Source organism: Amycolatopsis sp. NPDC054798 (assembly GCF_053611505.1).
Genome location: NZ_JBSHAM010000090.1, coordinates 1 through 16,000, shown reverse-complemented (window position 1 = coordinate 16,000; position 16,000 = coordinate 1). Strand labels below are relative to the sequence as shown.

Sequence of the window (16,000 nt, the reverse complement as noted above, 5' to 3'; positions counted from 1 at the left end):
GGGATTCGGTTACTTTGTGTAGCTGTCAGGGGTGTTGCGGTTGGGGTGTCAGCGGTGCCGGGCGGGGGTGTCGGGAGGGGTGTCAGCGGGGGTGTTAGAGTGGCCTCTCGCGCGCGCGCGTTGGAGGCGGTTTCAGCGGCTTCTGACACCTGGCGCGGTGTCAGCTGTCAGAAGCCGCGCCCGCGCCCCCTCGCCGGTCACTCTGAGTGTCCGGCGGACGCGGTGGCGAGAACGCGCGGCTCCGCGGGGAAGGCATAGCGGCCTTCCTTGTCCGTCTCGATCAGCTCGCCGGCCTCGGCCAGCTTCCCCAGCTGTCCCGAGACCCACGGCCGCGAACGGACGCGGGTGAAGAACCCCGGCGGCATGTCCTTCGGGCCGACTGTCGTGGCGCCGTTGGCGCGCAGTTCGGCGAGCACGTGGCGCAGGGCTTCTTCGGCTTCGGCGAGGGTGAACGCGGCCTTGTCGCGAGGGAATTCGATCGACTGGCCTTCGGGATCGATCTCGGTGTCGCCGTCGATGTCGTCCAGTTCGGGCTGGTGGTTTTTGGGCACCTTGTAGCCGTCCTCCACTTCGTATTCGTGGTCGCCGGGGGCATCGCCCAGCGGCGCGTCGAGGTCGTCCTCGACGGCTTCTGAGGGCGCGTTTGCGGTCTCCGGGGCGGCCGCGGGGTCCGGGCTGCCGGACGCGGTGATGAGGTTCTTCGGGTACGCGCTGCCGGCCGCGCGGGCGGTGACCTCGCAGTGCTCGGCAGGGCCGCCGGCCGCGACAAGTTCGGCGATCATGTGGTCGTCGTCGGTCGCGAAGGTCCGGGCCGGGGTGACGTAGCGGTCGTCGGGGATCCCGGGGGCCTCGATGTAGTGGCAGCCGGGCTTCTTGTTCGCCCACTGGGCCGGGGCCGCGCCGGCGTCGACGGTGTCCTCGGACAGGCAGAATTCCGCGTCGGGAGCCTTCTTGACGCCGAAGCACCAGCCGCCGCCCAGCTCGGAGCGGACGCTGGTGGGCATCTGGTCGTAGGCCGCGCGCTGCAGGCTGAGCACGATCGAGACGCCGGCCGAGCGAGCGGTCTGCACCAGTTCGACCAGGTCGTCGGAGTCGCGCAGCAGCTTGGCGGCTTCTTCGATCCAGACGACCAGGTATTTCAGGCCGCACCCGGGGACCCACTGGTCGAAGCCGCGTTCGCCGAGCCAGCTGGCGCGCTCGGTGATCACGCCGGGCAGGGCGTCGATCATCGCCTCGCAGTCGGACACGGTGATGGCCGGCCAGTGGATGTAGTCGAGGAACTTCCCGAGCGTCTGCTTGCCCTTGACCGGGTCGGCGACCCAGAGGTTCGCGTCGATCCGGGACAGGATCTCGGTCCAGGCGATCTTGCCGCCGTGGCTCTTCCCGGAGCCGTTCATCCCCATGACCATCAGGTGGGTGGCGTTGCGAGGGTTGTTGCGGTCGCTCTTGTCGCCGGGCAGCCAGAAATGGGTCAGCTCGCCGTCCTCGTACATGCCGACGATCAGCGGGGCCATGATCGAGCCGCCCGGCGCGGACAGGCCCGGCCATTCGGCGCTGTTCTTGAGCATGTTTTCGGGCACGATGACCAGTTCGGCGCGGTCGAAGTGCTCCGGGTCGGGGACGACGCGGACCGCGTTCTTCGACACGCTCAGCGCGCTCGCGAGTTTGCCTTTCGCCGCGGCGACGTCGTCGGCGGTCAGGTCTCCGCCGGGCAGCTGCAGCGGCGCGGTCACCTTGTTCGGGGCGACGGTGATCTCGCCGCGCAACTTGGCTCCGGCGAGCTTCACCGCCTTGAACAGCTTGTTCTCGCCGCCGGTCTCGCCGTCCTTGCCTCCGGAGCCGAGCTTGAGCACCCGGCGGATGTTCCAGCTCACGGCGAGCGCGGGGGCGCCCATGAGCCACATGTCGAGCAGCGGGTGCGAGCCGGGGCCGGCGATGGTGGCCGCGGTGATCCAGGCCGAGGCCCCGGCGACCGACGCGACCGAGTGGGCGCGGTAGCCGCCCGCGCTGGTGGCGACCTTGGCGGTGAGGCCGGTCAGGGCGGCGCTGGCCAGGGTGAGTCCGGCGGTGGCCCAGGGCAGCGCGGCCGGGTCGGTGCCCCACATCTCGTGGGCGAGCGCGCCGACCGGCCACATCACGCCGGCCGCCGCCCACGAGGGCAGGAACGGGATGACCCGCTCCAGGAGGCCGCGCCCGTCGTGCTGGGTGAAGTTCTGCGGGGGAATGACGGCGGACGACCCGCGGTTTCCGAACATCTCTTGCTCCTTCCTCTGGTCCGCGGGTCTCCCGCGACCGCCATGTCGTGCCTGGTGGGGACGGTGGTCAGTTGTGGAGGTCGAAGTGCTTCTTCGAGCGCTCCGGGGTGTTGTGCAGGAACTCGCGCTCGAACGACACCCAGGTGCGCACCAGCCCGGCGCAGGCCAGGTCGATGCCTTCGGCGCCGCGCAGGAGGTGCTTGGCGACGCGGCGGGCCCGGAGTCGGGAGTCGACCGAGCTGAACATCCCGCCCTGACCGGAGGGCACCTCGCGCAAGGCCCCGAACAGCTCCTCGGAGGCGATGCGCAGCTCGTTCGCGAGCGGGCGGATGAGGGTGCGGCCGCCGTTGCAGTACTGGCGCAGCTGGCTGGAGGAGAAAAACTCGGGCGAACCGAGGGTGTAGCGGGTCATCGGCTACCTCGCATTGCAAGTTTCAAAGTTTGTAAGTTTGCAAGTTACCTGTTCAGAGGGGTTCTGGCAAGCCCTGTCACTGAACCCGCATGGCGGCGCTGGCTCCGCGGACCATCGCCACGGCCCGGCGGCGGTCGCGGACCAGGTGCGCGACGTGGCGCAGGCACTGCAGCGCGTGCAGGGTCGTGACGCCGAGCGCGAACAGCGCCCAGCCCGGCGGGGTCGGCGACAGCGCCGCGAACAGCACGAGGGCGAGCAGCAGCACGGCCGCGCGGTAGCACTGGGTCGCGCCTTGCCGGATCACGAGCCGGTAGTAGGTGCGGATCTCGTCCAGCTGGATCTCCAGCGGGAGACCGGTGAGTCCGGTGTGGACGTAGTGGCCGGCCGCGGTGCGCGGCGCCTGGTCGGCCGCGGCGGCGGAGGCCGGCATCGGGATGACGTTGCTGGCGGCCTGGTCGGTGCTGGTCACGACGGTTCCCTTCGTCGGCTGGGGGTTCCAAGTTCGAAATTTTGCAAGTTTCATTTTTGGTGTTTTCACTGTTCGGAGCGGGGTTCTGTGGCCTCGCGGTTGTGGCGTTCGATCCAGGCGAGGCACCACAGGTCGAGGTCTTCCTTCGCCGAGTCCCACGAGATGCCGGGGTCGTCGGCGAACTCCTGCGCGACCCGCAAGGCGGTCGGCTGGTCGGTGTACAGGCGCAGCACGGCGCACCGGTCGACGTCCAGGGAGCCGACCGACCACCGGTCGAGCCGGATCACGAGGTTGCCGTTGTCGTTCAGTTCGACCGAGGGGAAGAGGGCCGTTTTCCCGTCGATCTCCATGAACGGCCGCGGGGCCACGACCGCGCGGGTGTCGTTCTTGAACGTCTGGTGGAGTTCGAAACCCGTGCTGTGGTCGCGGACAATGCCGTTGAGCTTGATGAGGGACATGAGCGTTTCCTTTCCGGTGAGGGTGCGGTCAGCTGGCGCGGGCGTCGTCGCCCACGGCGTGCAGGGAGGCCGGCGGTTCGGCCAGGGCGTCGCGGAGTTGCTGCGCGGTGGGCACGCCCACGCCCTCGTCCAGCACGGACTTGGCGAAGGCGGTGATCCGCTTGACGCCGGGCGACGGGTCCAGGCGGCCTTCCGCGATGGCCTGGCGCAGGACGGGCAGCAGTGCCTCCGCGCGCGGGGAAAGCGCCTGTTCGTCGCCGGGTTCCGACTCGGGAACCTCGGAGTTCGCAAACATTGCGGCTTGGTTGCCCTGCAGGTCGAGCAGCTCCGGCGGGAGCGTGAAACGAGCGGCTTGGGCGCGGGCGTCGAAGATCTCCCGGACATCGCTGGCGAAGCTGCGCGTGACGCGGCCGGCGACGATGGTCAGCTCGCCGTCCTCGGCGGCCTGGACGTCCTCGCCGATCTCGCGGGCGACGATCACGCGGCCAAGCCGGCGTTCGCGGCGGCTGGCGGCCGGGCCGACGCCGAACCGGTCGATCCAGGCCAGTTCCCAGGCGGTGGCGTGGTCCAGCTCGCGGGCGGCGCGCAGGCTCGCCGCGGCCAGGGACAGCCGCGGGTAGCGGACGCGGCGCCACAGCGCGAGGCCGGGGGCGAGGCCGGCGTTCTTGGCGACGTCGAGGCCCTGGCGGATCGAGTGGAGCAGGACGCCGAGCAGGGACACCGCGCCGAGCGCGATGCCGGCGGCCGGGCCGCCGTCCTGCCAGCCGTGCGAGCCGTTGATCACGGCGGCGACACCGGCGAGCAGCCACATGAACCGGGGCAGGGAGCCGGCCGGGTCGCCGCGGCGGACGCGACGGTGGGCCTCGAACGCGCACACCCACGCCCCGGTCTCGACCGAGGCGGGAAAACCCTGGTTGAGCGGTGCGGGCAGGTGCAGCACGGTCAACGCGAACTGCGCTTGCGCGGCCCAGGCCAGGGTGATCGGCAGGACGATCACGGTGGCCCAGAGCAGCGCGGACGCGACCTCCGGAGCCGCGGCGCGCCACTGGGCGCGGCGGGCGCGGGCCATGTCGCGGCGCTGGGCGGCCAGGTGCTGGGCGGCCAGGCGGTCTTGCTGGCGACGGCGGTCGGCCCGGTCGGCGGCTTCTTCGGCGAGTTTCTGTTTCTGGGCAAGGGTTTCGAGGTTGCGGCGGTGCGCGGCGTCGGTGTCGGCGCGGCGCTGCGCGCGCAGCTGCTCGAACAGGGTGGGAGTGCTCACCGGAGCACCTCCGCCGTGGCCACGATGCGACCGGCCTCGGTCTCGTCGTCGGTGTCGTCGGCGGCCGGGGCGGCCAGGTCGGCGATGAGCTGCGCGCGGGCGGCGAGCAGGCGGCGGTTGTCCCGGACGCGGCCGACCTCGTGCAGGGCGATGTAGGCCGGGATGGCGAGCGTGACCATGGTGAGGACGGCGACGACGATCCCGGGGACGCCGAAGCCGGCGACGGCGCCGGTGAACACGGCGAGCCCGGCGGTCCACAGCATGTGCGGGAGCCAGATCATCACCGCGGAGACGCGGGTCTGGCGGGTGGCGGCGGGCGGGTACTGGACGCGGACGGTCATGACGGGTCTCCTCGGGAAAGTGCTGTTCAGGGGGGTTCAGGCGGCGAGCGCGTAGCCGTGGGCGACGGCGCGGCGCTCCCAGAACCGGGTACGGGTCTCGCAATCGCTGCAGAGCCGGGAAATCGTGGACAGGTAGTAGGGCTGCTCCTGGCCGCAGCCGCCGCGGCTGGGCTGGCAGACGCGGCGGGCCTGCAGCGCGAGCGCGAGCGCGTTGAGCTGGTTGCAGGTCGCGCGGCGCTTGGGCGCGGAGCGGGCGACGAGGTAGAGCAGGGCGAAGTCCTGGGCGCGCAGGCCGGACCGCCGGTGCTGGAAAAGCAGCACGGCAACCGGGTCGTGGCCGCCCGGTCGGCGGCCCATGGCCTGCAGCTGGCGGTACGTCGCGAGAATCTCGCGCGGCGCCCAGCCCCAGGCCAGGACCGGCAGGCCGTCGTACCGGCCGCGGGTGAGCACCTCGCCCAGGCCCTCGACGTGCTGCCACACGTACGGCCACTGCCGCTTGCCGCCCATGTCAGGCCGCCTCGACCGCGTCGGCCGCCCAGAACCGCACCCGCAGTTTCCGGGCATGGGCGTCGGCCGCGACCGCGTCGCCAGTGAGACCGAGGTCGCGCAGGACGACGGCCTTTTCCTCGTACCAGGCGGCCACGACGCAGTCCGCGGCGTCGACGGACGGACGATGCAGCGCGAGTTCCTGCAGCTCAGACACCACGTTGGCGGACATCACGCGGACCGCCGTTCGGACTCGACGTCGGCGACCGGCCACACGAAAACGCCAGGGGTGGCGGTGCGCGCCAGCACGCCTTCCTCATCGGCCAGGCGCTGCAGCTCCGCCAGCACCCACTGAGGACTGCGGATCGTCCGGATGAACTGCTTCGGAATGTCCGAAGTGGACACCGCGACCGCACCCGCCTCGCGCAAGCTGTCCACGATCTCGCGGAACAACCGACGTGCACGGGCGGCCACCGGGCGGCTGTTCGGGAGCTGCAGCACTACAGCACCGATTTCCAGCGGTTTCGGCGGCTCCGGCTGCGCCAGGCGGCGCAGCTCCGCCGCGTGGCGCGCGACCTGCTTCCGGGAGTCGCGCCGCTCGGTCTCGGTCAGACCGCCCCAGATGCCGTAGGGCTGGGTCATGCCGTACTCGCGGCACTTCTCCAGCACCGGGCAGCGCGCGCACACGGCCTTCGCCTCGGCGATCTGGGCGGCGTTCGCCGGGCCCTCGCCGACCGGGAAGTGCAGGTCGGGATCGCTGTCGGCGCACGCACCATTGAGCATCCACGTGGTGTCGAGCGCGGGCTCGACCAGCAAGTTGACGAGCGTGGTGGTCATGCCGCCACCGCCTCGACGTCGCCGTACGGGGACACCGCGACGAGGACGTCTTCCTCGGCCTCAGCCGGAGCGAGACGGCCGCCCAGCACGGCAGCGACCATCGCGTACAACTCGCGCGAACCCTCGCTGGAACCCAGAACCTCGACACCCGCCCGGCGAGCGCCAGCCAGCTCCAGCTGCGCCGACGCCACCAACGCGGCGTCCTCGCTCGTGATCGGGGCGAACCCCTTCTGAACTGCGGAAATCTTGCTCACGGTCGGCCTCCTTCTGGCTTTTGGACCCTCTCCATCGGGAAGCCCTGCACCGGCAAGTGAAGGGTTCCCTAGTTCCCTGGGGAACTTGTCGAGACTGACCGTAACCCAGGCCACACGATCTACGCAAGAGGTTCCCTAGGGAACCATGGAACCTAGGTGTTCCATGGCGAACTAGGGAACGGGATGGTCTAATGCGGACATGCACAATCCGACCGCAGCTGGTGTCATGCCGCTTCACCTGCAGATTGCTGACGTGTATCGCTCGCGCATGGACAGTGGCGAATTGGCGGCCGGCGACTCCCTGCCCACCCTTGCCGCGATCCAGGACGAGTTCGGTTGCTCAGAGGGCACCGCATCGCAGGCCATGGCCGTTCTTCGCGCCGAGGGACGGATCACTGGTCGGCGAGGTAAACCGCCTGTGGTGCGAGAGCCGCCAGCACGCATCCGACTCGATGCCGAGTGGACCTCAGAACAGAAGCGCCTGGTCCTTGAACCCGAAGAGGTACGCAGGGAGCGTGGCGCAATCGAGATGACGGCTGGAATTCCGATCAACGAGACGCACTCCACGCATCTTTACGACGAAATACCAGCAACGCCTGAACTTGCCCAAGAGTTCTCTATCGAACCCGGGGAAACACTTGTTCGCCGCCGTTACGAGATGACATCACGTAAGAACCGAGTTCGCCTCAGCTACAGCGTTTCCTATATACCCAAAGACTTAATAAGGTCGAACCCTGACCTTTTGGACGACTCAAAAGAACCCTGGCCGGGCGGTCATCAACACCAGCTTTACACCGTCGGAATTGAAATAGGCAGCTTCGTTCGAAAGTTCCGAAGCCAGATACCGCCACCGGATGAACGTCAAAAATGGGCAATGGAACCCGGCGTTCCAATGATCAAAATTCGCAGCAAGTCAATCGATATCAACGGTCGCGTAGTCGAACTATCCGACGCCGACTACCCGGCTGACCGCACGGAAGTTGAGATTGTCGAGCACCTCGAACGCTGGCCAGATGACTACCCGCGATATGCAACTAAGCCCGAGAATGGAGACAAGTAACTTGACACCGTCCATCGACCCAGCACTTGGCCTTCCCCTCCGCCAGGAACGCACGCTCCCCCGGAACAACTCCAGCGTGAGCGTGATCATCCCCGCACACAATGAAGCGGAGACCGTCGCCGAGGTTGTGGCTGATGCGCAACGGGGACTTGAATACTTGCAGGTAGAGCGCTACGAGGTGGTCGTAAGCGCCAGCGGCTGCACTGATGACACAGCCGCGGTGGCACTGAAGGCCGGAGCGCGAGTCGTCGACGCGCCGATCGGCAAGGGGGCGGCCATCCAAGCCGGCCTAGCCGCCACCAACGGCGAGGTTGTCTGTCTTATTGACGGCGACATTCGATACTACGGCGACGTTCCACTGTCCGCGATTCTAGTAAAGCCGATTATCGATGGAATCGCTGACGCATGCGTGTCGGATCTGTACTGGCGTCCACTTTATCCACAACTTTGGCTGTACGGATTTTTTGCGCCAGTCGCCGGGGTTCTCTTTCCGGAAATTCTTCCAAAGGTTGGCTCGACTCCGTGGTCTGGGCAACGAGCCGCAAAGCGCGATCTCTGGCCTACGAATCTTGAGACAGACTTCACCGTAGACCTTCAGTTGCTGCTCCATTGGAATGACAATACCCCGCTATTGCGTCCAGTCCTCGCTGATGACTGGGTTAATCCGCAACGACCAAAACCCGATCTCATGGAGAAGGAACTTTCCGTCTTGACGCGTCATGCAATGAGCGACGGACGAATTAGCAGGAAAGATGCAATAGCGATTGGATGGTGGTTCAAATCAGCACATTCCCTCATGGCTCAGTACCGACCAGACGAAGACGACCCCCAGGAGTTTGAACACCGCCTGCTTCGCAACTCGGTACGCGAGCTGCACGCGCAGCTCCGCGCCGTCGCGGCCGACACGCCGTAGGAGGATGCGTAGCCAGTGTCTGCGGAGGGGGCAGGCTAAGGCCGAAGACATGAAAAGGCCCGGCGTCGGAGTTGCCGCTCCTGCCGGGCCACGAAGCCATGAAATGTGCAGTGGAGTTGCGGAGAGGGTCCACGCACGAAGCCTCAGGGCCAACGGTAGCAAGCACCGCCTGTGGTCCGCGAGACTTCATCGCGTGTCGCCCGGCTCCTCTGCAGAGAGGACCGTGTTGTGAGTAACGAGGCACAGGGCCTCGTGCGGAATCTGCCGCTTTCGGCACCGCACAAGCCAATCTTGATGGCATATGCCAACTACGCCGATGAGTCGGGCTACTGCTGGCCCAGCGTGGAAGTGATCGCGTTCGACAGCGGGTTCAGCGAGCCCACAGTTAAGCGCGCGCGACGCGAGCTGATTGCAGACGGGTGGATGGGCACCAAGCGCCGGTTCGGCACGTCCGCGGCCACCCGACTCAACTTGCCGAAGATCGCGGAGGCCGGCGTCGACCGGGGCGACCGCACCCGACTCAACCATGACATCGAGTTCGAGCCGGACGCGAAGAAACCCGCAGGTCAGAAGCTAAGGGATCAGAGTGATCCGAACGTGCGCTCCGGGACGCCGAAGTCGCGCAAACCTGCAGGTCGGAGCCGAAGGGATCACAGTGATCCGAACGGCGCGCGTTCAGATCAGAGTGATCCGAACGAAGGGATCACAGTGATCCGTACGAGGGATCAGAGTGATCCCCTATCCCTCACCGATCCATTACTTGATCCATCACTCCTCGAAGACCGCGACGCGGCCGAGGGAGAGAGGGAGGGAGCGACAAGCTCCGCCGAGAAAACCCCACCGGCCGACTGGGCGCTGGAGTTGGTCGCGGGACTGGACTTCGGTGCGCATGCACGACCCACCCGTACCGAGGCCCTCGGCCTGGCCGCCCAGGTCGAGGCCGCGGTCGCCGAGCACGGCCTCACCCGTGGCGAGGTGCTGCGACACTGCCGGGCGAAGCTCGCCGGAGCGACGCGTTCAGGCGTGAGTTTCCTGGCCGGGGGGTTGGAACCGGATCGGTTGCCGCTGCCGACTCCGAAGCGAAAATCCGCTGTTCAGGAGGCTCATCAAGACCCGCTTTCGTCGGATGACCTCACCGCAGAGGACTTGCTCGCGCGCGGTTTCACGCTCAAGACCCTTCCCAAGCGGTTTTTGGGAAACGGGTCCCATTTGGACGCTGAGGCGAGTTCGGAAGCTTCCCGGGTACGCGGACGGCGATAGCCGGTTCAGCCCGGCAGAGACGACGTCAGGCCCCCGTACGCACGTTGCAGGAGTTGCACCGATGATCGAAAAACGGCAAATGACGAAACCCGTCACCGGGCCGGCCGAGGCCGATGCCTGGCTGGACTGGGTGCAACGGCACTACGGCCTGGTCGGGTCGAGCGTCGAGCAGGTCCGCGGCGGGTGGAAGGCGGTGGCCTACCTGCCGGAGCCGGAGGAACCGCAGACGAGCGACAGTGCCGCCCAGGACGCGGACAACCTGGGCGAGCAGCTCACGCTCGGGTGGTGACTCGCACGCACCGAGGGACGTGACAAACCGCAGTTGATGAGCATCAACGGAGTCAGCCGGGGAGTGCGCCGACGTACGCGGCCAGCTTCTCGATCGCGTCGGCGATCCGGTGCTGCGCCTGCGCCTGGGCGAGGGCGGCCTCGACCTGCGCCGCGGCGAGGTTGCCGCGGCCGAGGTGGTCCCTGGCCGCGTCCGCATGCACGTCGCTGCCGGAAACGTGGTCGCCGAACGGAAACTCCATGCGTGCCAGTCTGGCGGACCCGCAGCGTCCTGGCGAGCCTTCGTGCGCGTCCGTTGCCTGCTCGGATGTCGGCCGCGTTCGGGAAGGGACGTGACAAACCAATGTTCACGGCGGTTCCGCGAGTGCCCGCGCAGGCTACAGGGCGCGGGGATGCCTTGTTCCGGCTCGGCCGCATGGAGGCAGCAAATACGAAACTTGGGTACTTGTGAACTTTGCAAGTTGCTAGGTAGGTTGGGGTTCTCGTTCGGTTCGAAGCTCGACGGTTCCCGGCGACGACGCCGGGGCGGTGCGCACCCCCTCCGCGAGGGACGTGACAATAGGCAGGTCGAGAAAGGATTTCCGTGATGTGCAGAGCGCAGCACGAAGGGGGTCGGCGCTGCCCCTGCAGTTACAGCGCGGCGAGCGCGCGCGTCCGGCAGCGGAGGAGCCGGGCCAGCCGCGGCCTGACCGCCGCGTACGACTCCGGAGACCCCGGGCGGGTCGAGAAGGCCCGCGCCAAATACGCCGAAGTGTTCGGGGCACCGGCACCGGCTCCCGCCGGATCGACATCGGAAACGCCGGCCCCCGCGAACGCCGGGCCGCGGCCGGCCGAGGCCCGGCCAGCCGCTCCCGTGCGCGCGCCGGTGACCGGTGCCATGTCCGACGCGCCCGTGCTGGAGAACTCGTGGGGCGGGGTGCCCACCGAGATCACGTTCCACGAGGACGGCGAGATCGGCATGGCGCTGCAGGCCATGGGCGGCGAGCGCGCCATGGACGTCGACGGCGAGCCGTTGGCCAACGTTCTCGGCAGGATCGCGACCGACATGGTGGCCGGCCGGCGGACCGCCGCGGAGGGCGTCGAGGCGTACAAGGAGCTGCGCGATCGACTGCCGGATGGCTCGGCGGCCCGCCAGTGCCTCAACTTCGCGATCAACCGCATCGACGCCCCGCCCAGCCCGGTGCCGGAGGTGCCCGGCGGAACTCCCGCCGGGCCGCTCCGGACCTTGATGGAAGACCTGCACTCGATTCCGTTGGTGCGGCGCGACGGCCGCGAAACCCAGGCGCTGCAAGAACTCCTCGCCAGAACCTACGGCGACAAGCCCGGCAGGCGGGCCAGCCTCGGCCGCCTCACGATGGAACTCAGGCGGTTCAACGGCCTGCGCCACGAAAGCCAAGGCGACGCAGGAAAATTCGACATCGACCGTGCGGTCAGTCGCGCGATCGACGAACTCAAGAACAGCGATCAGCCGCGCGACCGCAGCTGAGGCCCGGAGACTCGACACATCGGCCGACACCCCAGGCAGATCGCCGGGGTGCCGGCCTTTTTTGAGGCTAGGGACGTGACAACAGGCTGTTCAGAAGGCCCGACGACGCCGGTTGTCGTCAGTGCGGCGAACATGGCGCGTATCCGACGACCAGGTGCCCTTCGCCGGCCTGCTGCTGCAGGGTGAGGCGGCCGAGCTGCGGACCTGGCGGACCGGTGCCGGCGTCGCCGCCGAGCGCGGGGGAGAAGTCCAGCCGGCAGGCGTCCACGGTGATCCCTGCCGGGCCGCGGTCGACCGTGCCGCCGGGCAGCCAGACGTCGTTCGTGTAGGCCAGGCCGGTGACCTGGCGGGCGAGCGCGTCCGCGGCGGCGGGGCAGTCGGGGACACGCAGCGCGGCGGCGAGCTGCGCCTGCGCGGTCTCCGCGAACGCGAAGCAGAAACGTCCCCGCAGATCGGCCGCTCCGGGCTGGCCGGGCACCGGGGTTCCGTGCTGGTCGCGACTCAGGAACGCGAGCTGCTCGGTCAGGTAGTTGACCATCGACGCGGGCGTGCGGGGCAAGATCCGCGGCACAGCCGCGTCGTGGGCGGCCTGCAGCTCGCGTTCCGCGGCGGCGCGTTCCTGGGCGGCGGTGACGGCCAGGCCCACGATCCCGCCGGCGAGCAGCACGACCCCGGCCGCGAGCGCGGCCAGCGTTTCCCGGCGTCGGGCGTGCAGCCGGGTCGCGATCGCCGCGGCCGCGCCCGCCCCGGTCAGCACCGTGCCGGCCAGGACCGCCCACCACCACGGCGACACCCACCACATGAACGCGACGTCGACGACCAGGACCACGGCCGCGAGCGTCCAGACCGGCCCTGCCCTGCGCGGCACCCGCAGCATGGCCAGCACGGCCAGTGCGCCCAGCCCGATCGCCCACGGCCACATCACCCACCCGGACAACCACCACGCCAGCACCGCCACCAAGCCGACCGCGGCCAGCACAGGGCCGCGCAGCACCTCGGCCAGCGCCCGCCACCGCTGCGCCCGCGCGCGCCGCCGCGCGACCGTGAGCTGCGCACGCTCGAAAATGTCACGTCCCTCGCCCATGCTCCCCATGATCCACCAGCGCAAAGGGCGATACGGGCGAGCTGCGGGTTCCCGTCAGGGAACTGCGCCTCACGCGTGCGGGGGACGTGACAAAGTCTTCGTCGCCGATCGGCGGGTCGCGGGTTATGGTCCACTTGTGTCCGAACAGGTGTTCGATGAGTTGCTGCGGGTCGTGTTGTTCGAGCGCGGCCAGTCCGATGCGGAGCCGCGGAACGCGCTGTTGCTGCGGGACCCGCCGGTGCCGTGCGAGGTGGAGGTCGCGGCCTGGCTGCCGGATTCCCGGCCGCGGTGGATGGGCGTGCCGTTGTGGGCGCGGGCGTCGGGGGTCGACAACCATCCGCGTCCGGGTGTGTTGCGGGGCTGGCTGCGGACCTGCCGGTACGAGCTGCTCGGCATCGTCGACGTCCAGCTGCACGCGCATGCCCGCGACGGCCGGCTGTTGCTGGTGCTGCCGTGTCAGCTGATTCCGGTCCGCGCGCTGCGCGGGATGCCGGACACGACACCGCCCGGGCTGGAAGAATTCGACGCATGAGCACGCCGCCGCCGACAGCCGCCGCCGCGAGGGCCGAGTACGAGCAGCTGCGCGAGCAGTACCTGGAAGCGCAGGAGGAGGTCATCCGCATGGGCGATGCGGCCGATTTCCATGACACGGACTCGCTCAGGACCTCCCGCCTGGCCGTGGACTCGGCCCTGGCCCGCTGGCACGCGTGCGCGCCGGACGCGGCGACCGCGTGGTGGCCCGGGGGCTGGCGGCTGCGCGGCCCGGACGGGCGGATCCGCTACGGCACGCCCGAACACCCCTGGGCCGCCCGCGAGCAGGTGGAGGCGGCGATCGCCGCGGCCACGCCCGAGCAGGTGCTGTTCCGGGTGAGCACCCCGGCATGGATCGCGGTCGACCAGACCAGCGCCGGCCCCGTCGCGCTCGATGCCGCCTACTGGGACGAGCGGATGCGCCCGCCGGCCGCGGCCCGCCTCGGTGCCGAGCGGCCGCGGCCCGACGAGCCGGGGCAGTTCGACGCGCAGTGCGCGACAGCCGGTGCGTGGCTGGAGCTGGCGAAGCGGCAGCTGGACGAGCGGGTCTGGGCGCCCACCGCGGCCGAGCAGTCGATCGCGACCGATCTGTGGCCGGCGGTCGGCCAGATCTCGACCAGGGCGCCGTCTCCCGACGTGGTGCATCAGCGGTTGGTGCGCATGACGTACATCGCCTCGACCCTCCGCCTCGCCATGGTGGCCGGCGGCTGGGGATCGCCCGACGACGAGATCGGCCCGCCGGCACCGGACTCCCGGGCCGACCTGCCCTCGGTGCTGCGGGCCGTCTACCCGCTCGCCGTGACGGCCGAGCGCTGGTACGAGCTGGCCAGCCTGGACCGTTTCCGGGGCGCCGAAGCCGCGCTCGCCGCCGGCGAACCGGTGACCGACCGCGGCCTCGGGGACGTGGCGGGCCTCATCGCCCGCGTCCCGAGCCTCGAACGGATCTGGGCGAGCGGCGGCGACCTGTCCGCACTGCTGACCGCCGTCGCCGTCAGCGGCGCCGGCGGATGACCGGCGACTCCGCGGCGGAGCGCGGCGCGGCGGCGATCGGCCGGCTGCAGGAGTACATGGCACGCAGCCGCCGATGGCGCGCCGAGCACCCGGATCAGGCGATGCAGCCCCCGGGCGGCGTCCGCGACGCGGCCGACCGGCGCGCCGAGGAAGACAAGCTCGACCGGCTGGACGAGGCGATGCGGGCCTACGGGGCACCGGCGCCGAAGCTGACCGTCCCGCTGGACTCCACCACGGGGCACGCGGTCGAGGGCGAGCTGCGCGAGCAGCTGCTCGACTGGCTGCCCCTGGTCACCGCGCACTGGGCTCCGGACGGCGAGCTGGCCGCGCTGGACGACGTGACCTCGAACCGCCCGCAGCGGCTGCGCGCCGTGCTCGCCGACGAAGGGTTCGACTACATCCACGACGCGCAGCTGGACGACCGGCACCGGGTGCAGCTGTGGGTCCACCGGACAGACGGCCTGCTCGCCCAGGTCAACGACACCCGCTTCGACGGGCGGTGGACCACCGAGAACGCGCGCGTGCACGGCTGCGTCGAAGTGCTCGACCGGGAACTGCTGCTCGCCGGCACGGTCGGCACGAACGACGTGCACATCCCCGGCGAGGACGCCACGACCCGCTTCGCCGCGATCAGCCTCGCCCTGCACCTCGCCCGCCCCCGGCGCAGCCTGCGCGTCTCCCTGGCCGCGGTGCGCGCCGCCGCCCGCCCCGCCCTGCCCTGGCCGGCCCCGGCCGTCGACGGCTGGATCGGCCCCGACTCGCTGAACCCCGCGGCCGGCCTCGCCGACCTCGAGGACACCCGCCCGGCATCCGTCGTCGCGAGCGGCACCGCACTGCTCGGCCTGCCCGCGGACGTGCACGATGCGTTCGGCCCGAACCTGGTGATGTAGAGGCCTGCTCGCCCAGGAGCGGAGTCAGCTGCCGGACGGCCAGACGAGATAGCGCGGGCCCGCGTCGAGCTTGAGCCGGGCATGGTCGAGGACGACCGCCGGCGTCTCGCCGCCCGTGGCGGACCGCAGCGCCTCGGTCCGGTCGAGGACCAGGCGCACCCAGTCGTAGACGACCTTCTCGTGCGTCCACTCGTGCCCGGCCTCGCAGACCAGCCACGCCGAGTGCTCGGCATCGCCGCGCGCCCACAGCCGGTGACCCCGCTCCGCCCCGCATTCCGGGCAGATCACCAGGTCCCGCTGCGCCGCCACGTCGCCATCGAACGTCAACGTGGACGCGACCCTCACCATGTACCCGTGCGGCAGACGTCCGCTGTCACGGACCGCCCGCTCCGCCTCGTGCGCCGCGGCTTCGCGCTGCACAGCACGCTCATCCGCCTCCAGCCCCGGCCGGAACTCGAACGCAAAATCGCGTCCCTCGGCCGCGTCCGCGTGGTTCTCCGAGAGCTGCCGCTCGATCAGGGCGCGGGCCCGGTCGACCTCGTCCAACCGCATGCGGGCGAGTGTAGAGCGCATCGGGCACGCAGCGCGGCGATTCGAGCTGCGGGACCGCGTCGTCCCCCGGGTAGGCTGTTTCGGCGGACGAGCTGGCAGGACGGTCGCGGCCCGGGTTCTCCCGGTCCGAGGAAAGTCCGGACTCCGCAGGGCAG

At 69.7% G+C, this 16,000-nt stretch carries 22 protein-coding genes; 8 read left to right on the top strand and 14 right to left on the bottom strand.

From position 1 onward, the window contains the following. Positions 1–197 precede the first annotated feature (197 nt). From ACWGIC_RS36325 to ACWGIC_RS36280, 10 genes are all read right to left on the bottom strand, one after another. On the bottom strand, positions 198–2,255 hold the full coding sequence (locus tag ACWGIC_RS36325; protein WP_452080460.1) for a hypothetical protein: 2,058 nt from the start codon (positions 2,253–2,255) through the stop codon (positions 198–200). Between the two features lie 67 nt (positions 2,256–2,322). After that, complete coding sequence (locus ACWGIC_RS36320) at positions 2,323–2,667, bottom strand: hypothetical protein (RefSeq protein ID WP_452080459.1); 345 nt, start codon at positions 2,665–2,667, stop codon at positions 2,323–2,325. A 76-nt stretch (positions 2,668–2,743) separates the two neighbouring features. After that, positions 2,744–3,136, bottom strand: coding sequence for a hypothetical protein (locus tag ACWGIC_RS36315; RefSeq protein ID WP_452080458.1), 393 nt, complete (start codon positions 3,134–3,136; stop codon positions 2,744–2,746). A 65-nt stretch (positions 3,137–3,201) separates the two neighbouring features. Continuing rightward, on the bottom strand, positions 3,202–3,594 hold the full coding sequence (locus ACWGIC_RS36310) for a hypothetical protein (protein ID WP_452080457.1): 393 nt from the start codon (positions 3,592–3,594) through the stop codon (positions 3,202–3,204). Positions 3,595–3,622: 28 nt separating this feature from the next. Next, a complete protein-coding gene (locus ACWGIC_RS36305) occupies positions 3,623–4,852 on the bottom strand; it encodes a hypothetical protein (RefSeq protein WP_452080456.1) in 1,230 nt (409 codons plus the stop codon). Beyond that, positions 4,849–5,193 (bottom strand): hypothetical protein, encoded by a 345-nt coding sequence (locus tag ACWGIC_RS36300; protein ID WP_452080455.1) that lies wholly within the window; start codon positions 5,191–5,193, stop codon positions 4,849–4,851. The genes ACWGIC_RS36305 and ACWGIC_RS36300 overlap by 4 nt, the downstream gene beginning before the upstream one ends. A 36-nt stretch (positions 5,194–5,229) precedes the next feature. Continuing rightward, positions 5,230–5,700, bottom strand: coding sequence for an RRQRL motif-containing zinc-binding protein (locus ACWGIC_RS36295; protein WP_452080454.1), 471 nt, complete (start codon positions 5,698–5,700; stop codon positions 5,230–5,232). Between the two features lies 1 nt (position 5,701). Continuing rightward, positions 5,702–5,911, bottom strand: a complete 210-nt coding sequence (locus ACWGIC_RS36290) for a hypothetical protein (protein WP_452080453.1) — start codon at positions 5,909–5,911, stop codon at positions 5,702–5,704. Then, on the bottom strand, positions 5,911–6,516 hold the full coding sequence (locus tag ACWGIC_RS36285; RefSeq protein WP_452080452.1) for a WhiB family transcriptional regulator: 606 nt from the start codon (positions 6,514–6,516) through the stop codon (positions 5,911–5,913). Before ACWGIC_RS36285 ends, ACWGIC_RS36290 begins: the two co-directional genes overlap by 1 nt. Then, positions 6,513–6,770 carry a hypothetical protein gene (locus ACWGIC_RS36280; RefSeq protein WP_452080451.1) on the bottom strand — a complete coding sequence of 86 codons (258 nt, stop codon included), beginning with the start codon at positions 6,768–6,770 and terminating at the stop codon, positions 6,513–6,515. Before ACWGIC_RS36280 ends, ACWGIC_RS36285 begins: the two co-directional genes overlap by 4 nt. 199 nt (positions 6,771–6,969) lie before the next feature. Between ACWGIC_RS36280 and ACWGIC_RS36275 the strand changes: the two genes are divergently transcribed. The 4 genes from ACWGIC_RS36275 to ACWGIC_RS36260 all read left to right on the top strand — a co-directional run bounded on the left by ACWGIC_RS36275 (position 6,970) and on the right by ACWGIC_RS36260 (position 10,292). Beyond that, positions 6,970–7,830, top strand: a complete 861-nt coding sequence (locus ACWGIC_RS36275; RefSeq protein ID WP_452080450.1) for a GntR family transcriptional regulator — start codon at positions 6,970–6,972, stop codon at positions 7,828–7,830. Positions 7,831–7,906: 76 nt separating this feature from the next. Then, positions 7,907–8,743 carry a glycosyltransferase gene (locus ACWGIC_RS36270; RefSeq protein WP_452080449.1) on the top strand — a complete coding sequence of 279 codons (837 nt, stop codon included), beginning with the start codon at positions 7,907–7,909 and terminating at the stop codon, positions 8,741–8,743. Positions 8,744–8,971: 228 nt separating this feature from the next. Then, positions 8,972–10,003: a helix-turn-helix domain-containing protein gene (locus tag ACWGIC_RS36265; protein ID WP_452080448.1), complete on the top strand. Its 1,032-nt coding sequence runs from the start codon at positions 8,972–8,974 to the stop codon at positions 10,001–10,003. A 61-nt stretch (positions 10,004–10,064) separates the two neighbouring features. Next, positions 10,065–10,292 (top strand): hypothetical protein, encoded by a 228-nt coding sequence (locus ACWGIC_RS36260; protein ID WP_452080447.1) that lies wholly within the window; start codon positions 10,065–10,067, stop codon positions 10,290–10,292. A gap of 52 nt (positions 10,293–10,344) precedes the next feature. Here ACWGIC_RS36260 and ACWGIC_RS36255 read toward each other — a convergent pair whose 3' ends face one another. Both ACWGIC_RS36255 and ACWGIC_RS36250 read right to left on the bottom strand, forming a co-directional pair. Continuing rightward, positions 10,345–10,533: a hypothetical protein gene (locus ACWGIC_RS36255; RefSeq protein WP_452080446.1), complete on the bottom strand. Its 189-nt coding sequence runs from the start codon at positions 10,531–10,533 to the stop codon at positions 10,345–10,347. A gap of 388 nt (positions 10,534–10,921) precedes the next feature. Beyond that, entirely contained in the window at positions 10,922–11,215 is a 294-nt protein-coding gene (locus ACWGIC_RS36250; RefSeq protein WP_452080445.1) for a hypothetical protein, read from the bottom strand. On the opposite strand from ACWGIC_RS36250, the gene ACWGIC_RS36245 reads away from it, so the two are divergent. Further along, a complete protein-coding gene (locus ACWGIC_RS36245) occupies positions 11,208–11,777 on the top strand; it encodes a hypothetical protein (RefSeq protein ID WP_452080444.1) in 570 nt (189 codons plus the stop codon). The two genes, ACWGIC_RS36250 and ACWGIC_RS36245, sit on opposite strands and share 8 nt — an antisense overlap. A gap of 118 nt (positions 11,778–11,895) precedes the next feature. Here the strand turns inward: ACWGIC_RS36245 and ACWGIC_RS36240 are convergent, their stop codons facing one another. Next, positions 11,896–12,861 (bottom strand): hypothetical protein, encoded by a 966-nt coding sequence (locus tag ACWGIC_RS36240; protein ID WP_452080443.1) that lies wholly within the window; start codon positions 12,859–12,861, stop codon positions 11,896–11,898. A gap of 136 nt (positions 12,862–12,997) precedes the next feature. Here ACWGIC_RS36240 and ACWGIC_RS36235 point away from each other — a divergent pair, with 136 nt between their 5' ends. The 3 genes from ACWGIC_RS36235 to ACWGIC_RS36225 are packed head-to-tail and all read left to right on the top strand — an operon-like array spanning position 12,998 to position 15,293. Further along, entirely contained in the window at positions 12,998–13,393 is a 396-nt protein-coding gene (locus ACWGIC_RS36235) for a hypothetical protein (protein WP_452080442.1), read from the top strand. After that, on the top strand, positions 13,390–14,403 hold the full coding sequence (locus ACWGIC_RS36230; protein WP_452080441.1) for a hypothetical protein: 1,014 nt from the start codon (positions 13,390–13,392) through the stop codon (positions 14,401–14,403). The genes ACWGIC_RS36235 and ACWGIC_RS36230 overlap by 4 nt, the downstream gene beginning before the upstream one ends. Continuing rightward, the gene (locus ACWGIC_RS36225) at positions 14,400–15,293 is read left to right on the top strand and encodes a hypothetical protein (RefSeq protein ID WP_452080440.1); all 894 of its coding nucleotides are present in this window, start codon (positions 14,400–14,402) and stop codon (positions 15,291–15,293) included. The genes ACWGIC_RS36230 and ACWGIC_RS36225 overlap by 4 nt, the downstream gene beginning before the upstream one ends. A gap of 24 nt (positions 15,294–15,317) precedes the next feature. On the opposite strand, the gene ACWGIC_RS36220 is transcribed toward ACWGIC_RS36225, so the two are convergent. After that, on the bottom strand, positions 15,318–15,845 hold the full coding sequence (locus ACWGIC_RS36220) for a hypothetical protein (RefSeq protein WP_452080439.1): 528 nt from the start codon (positions 15,843–15,845) through the stop codon (positions 15,318–15,320). Positions 15,846–16,000: the final 155 nt, after the last annotated feature.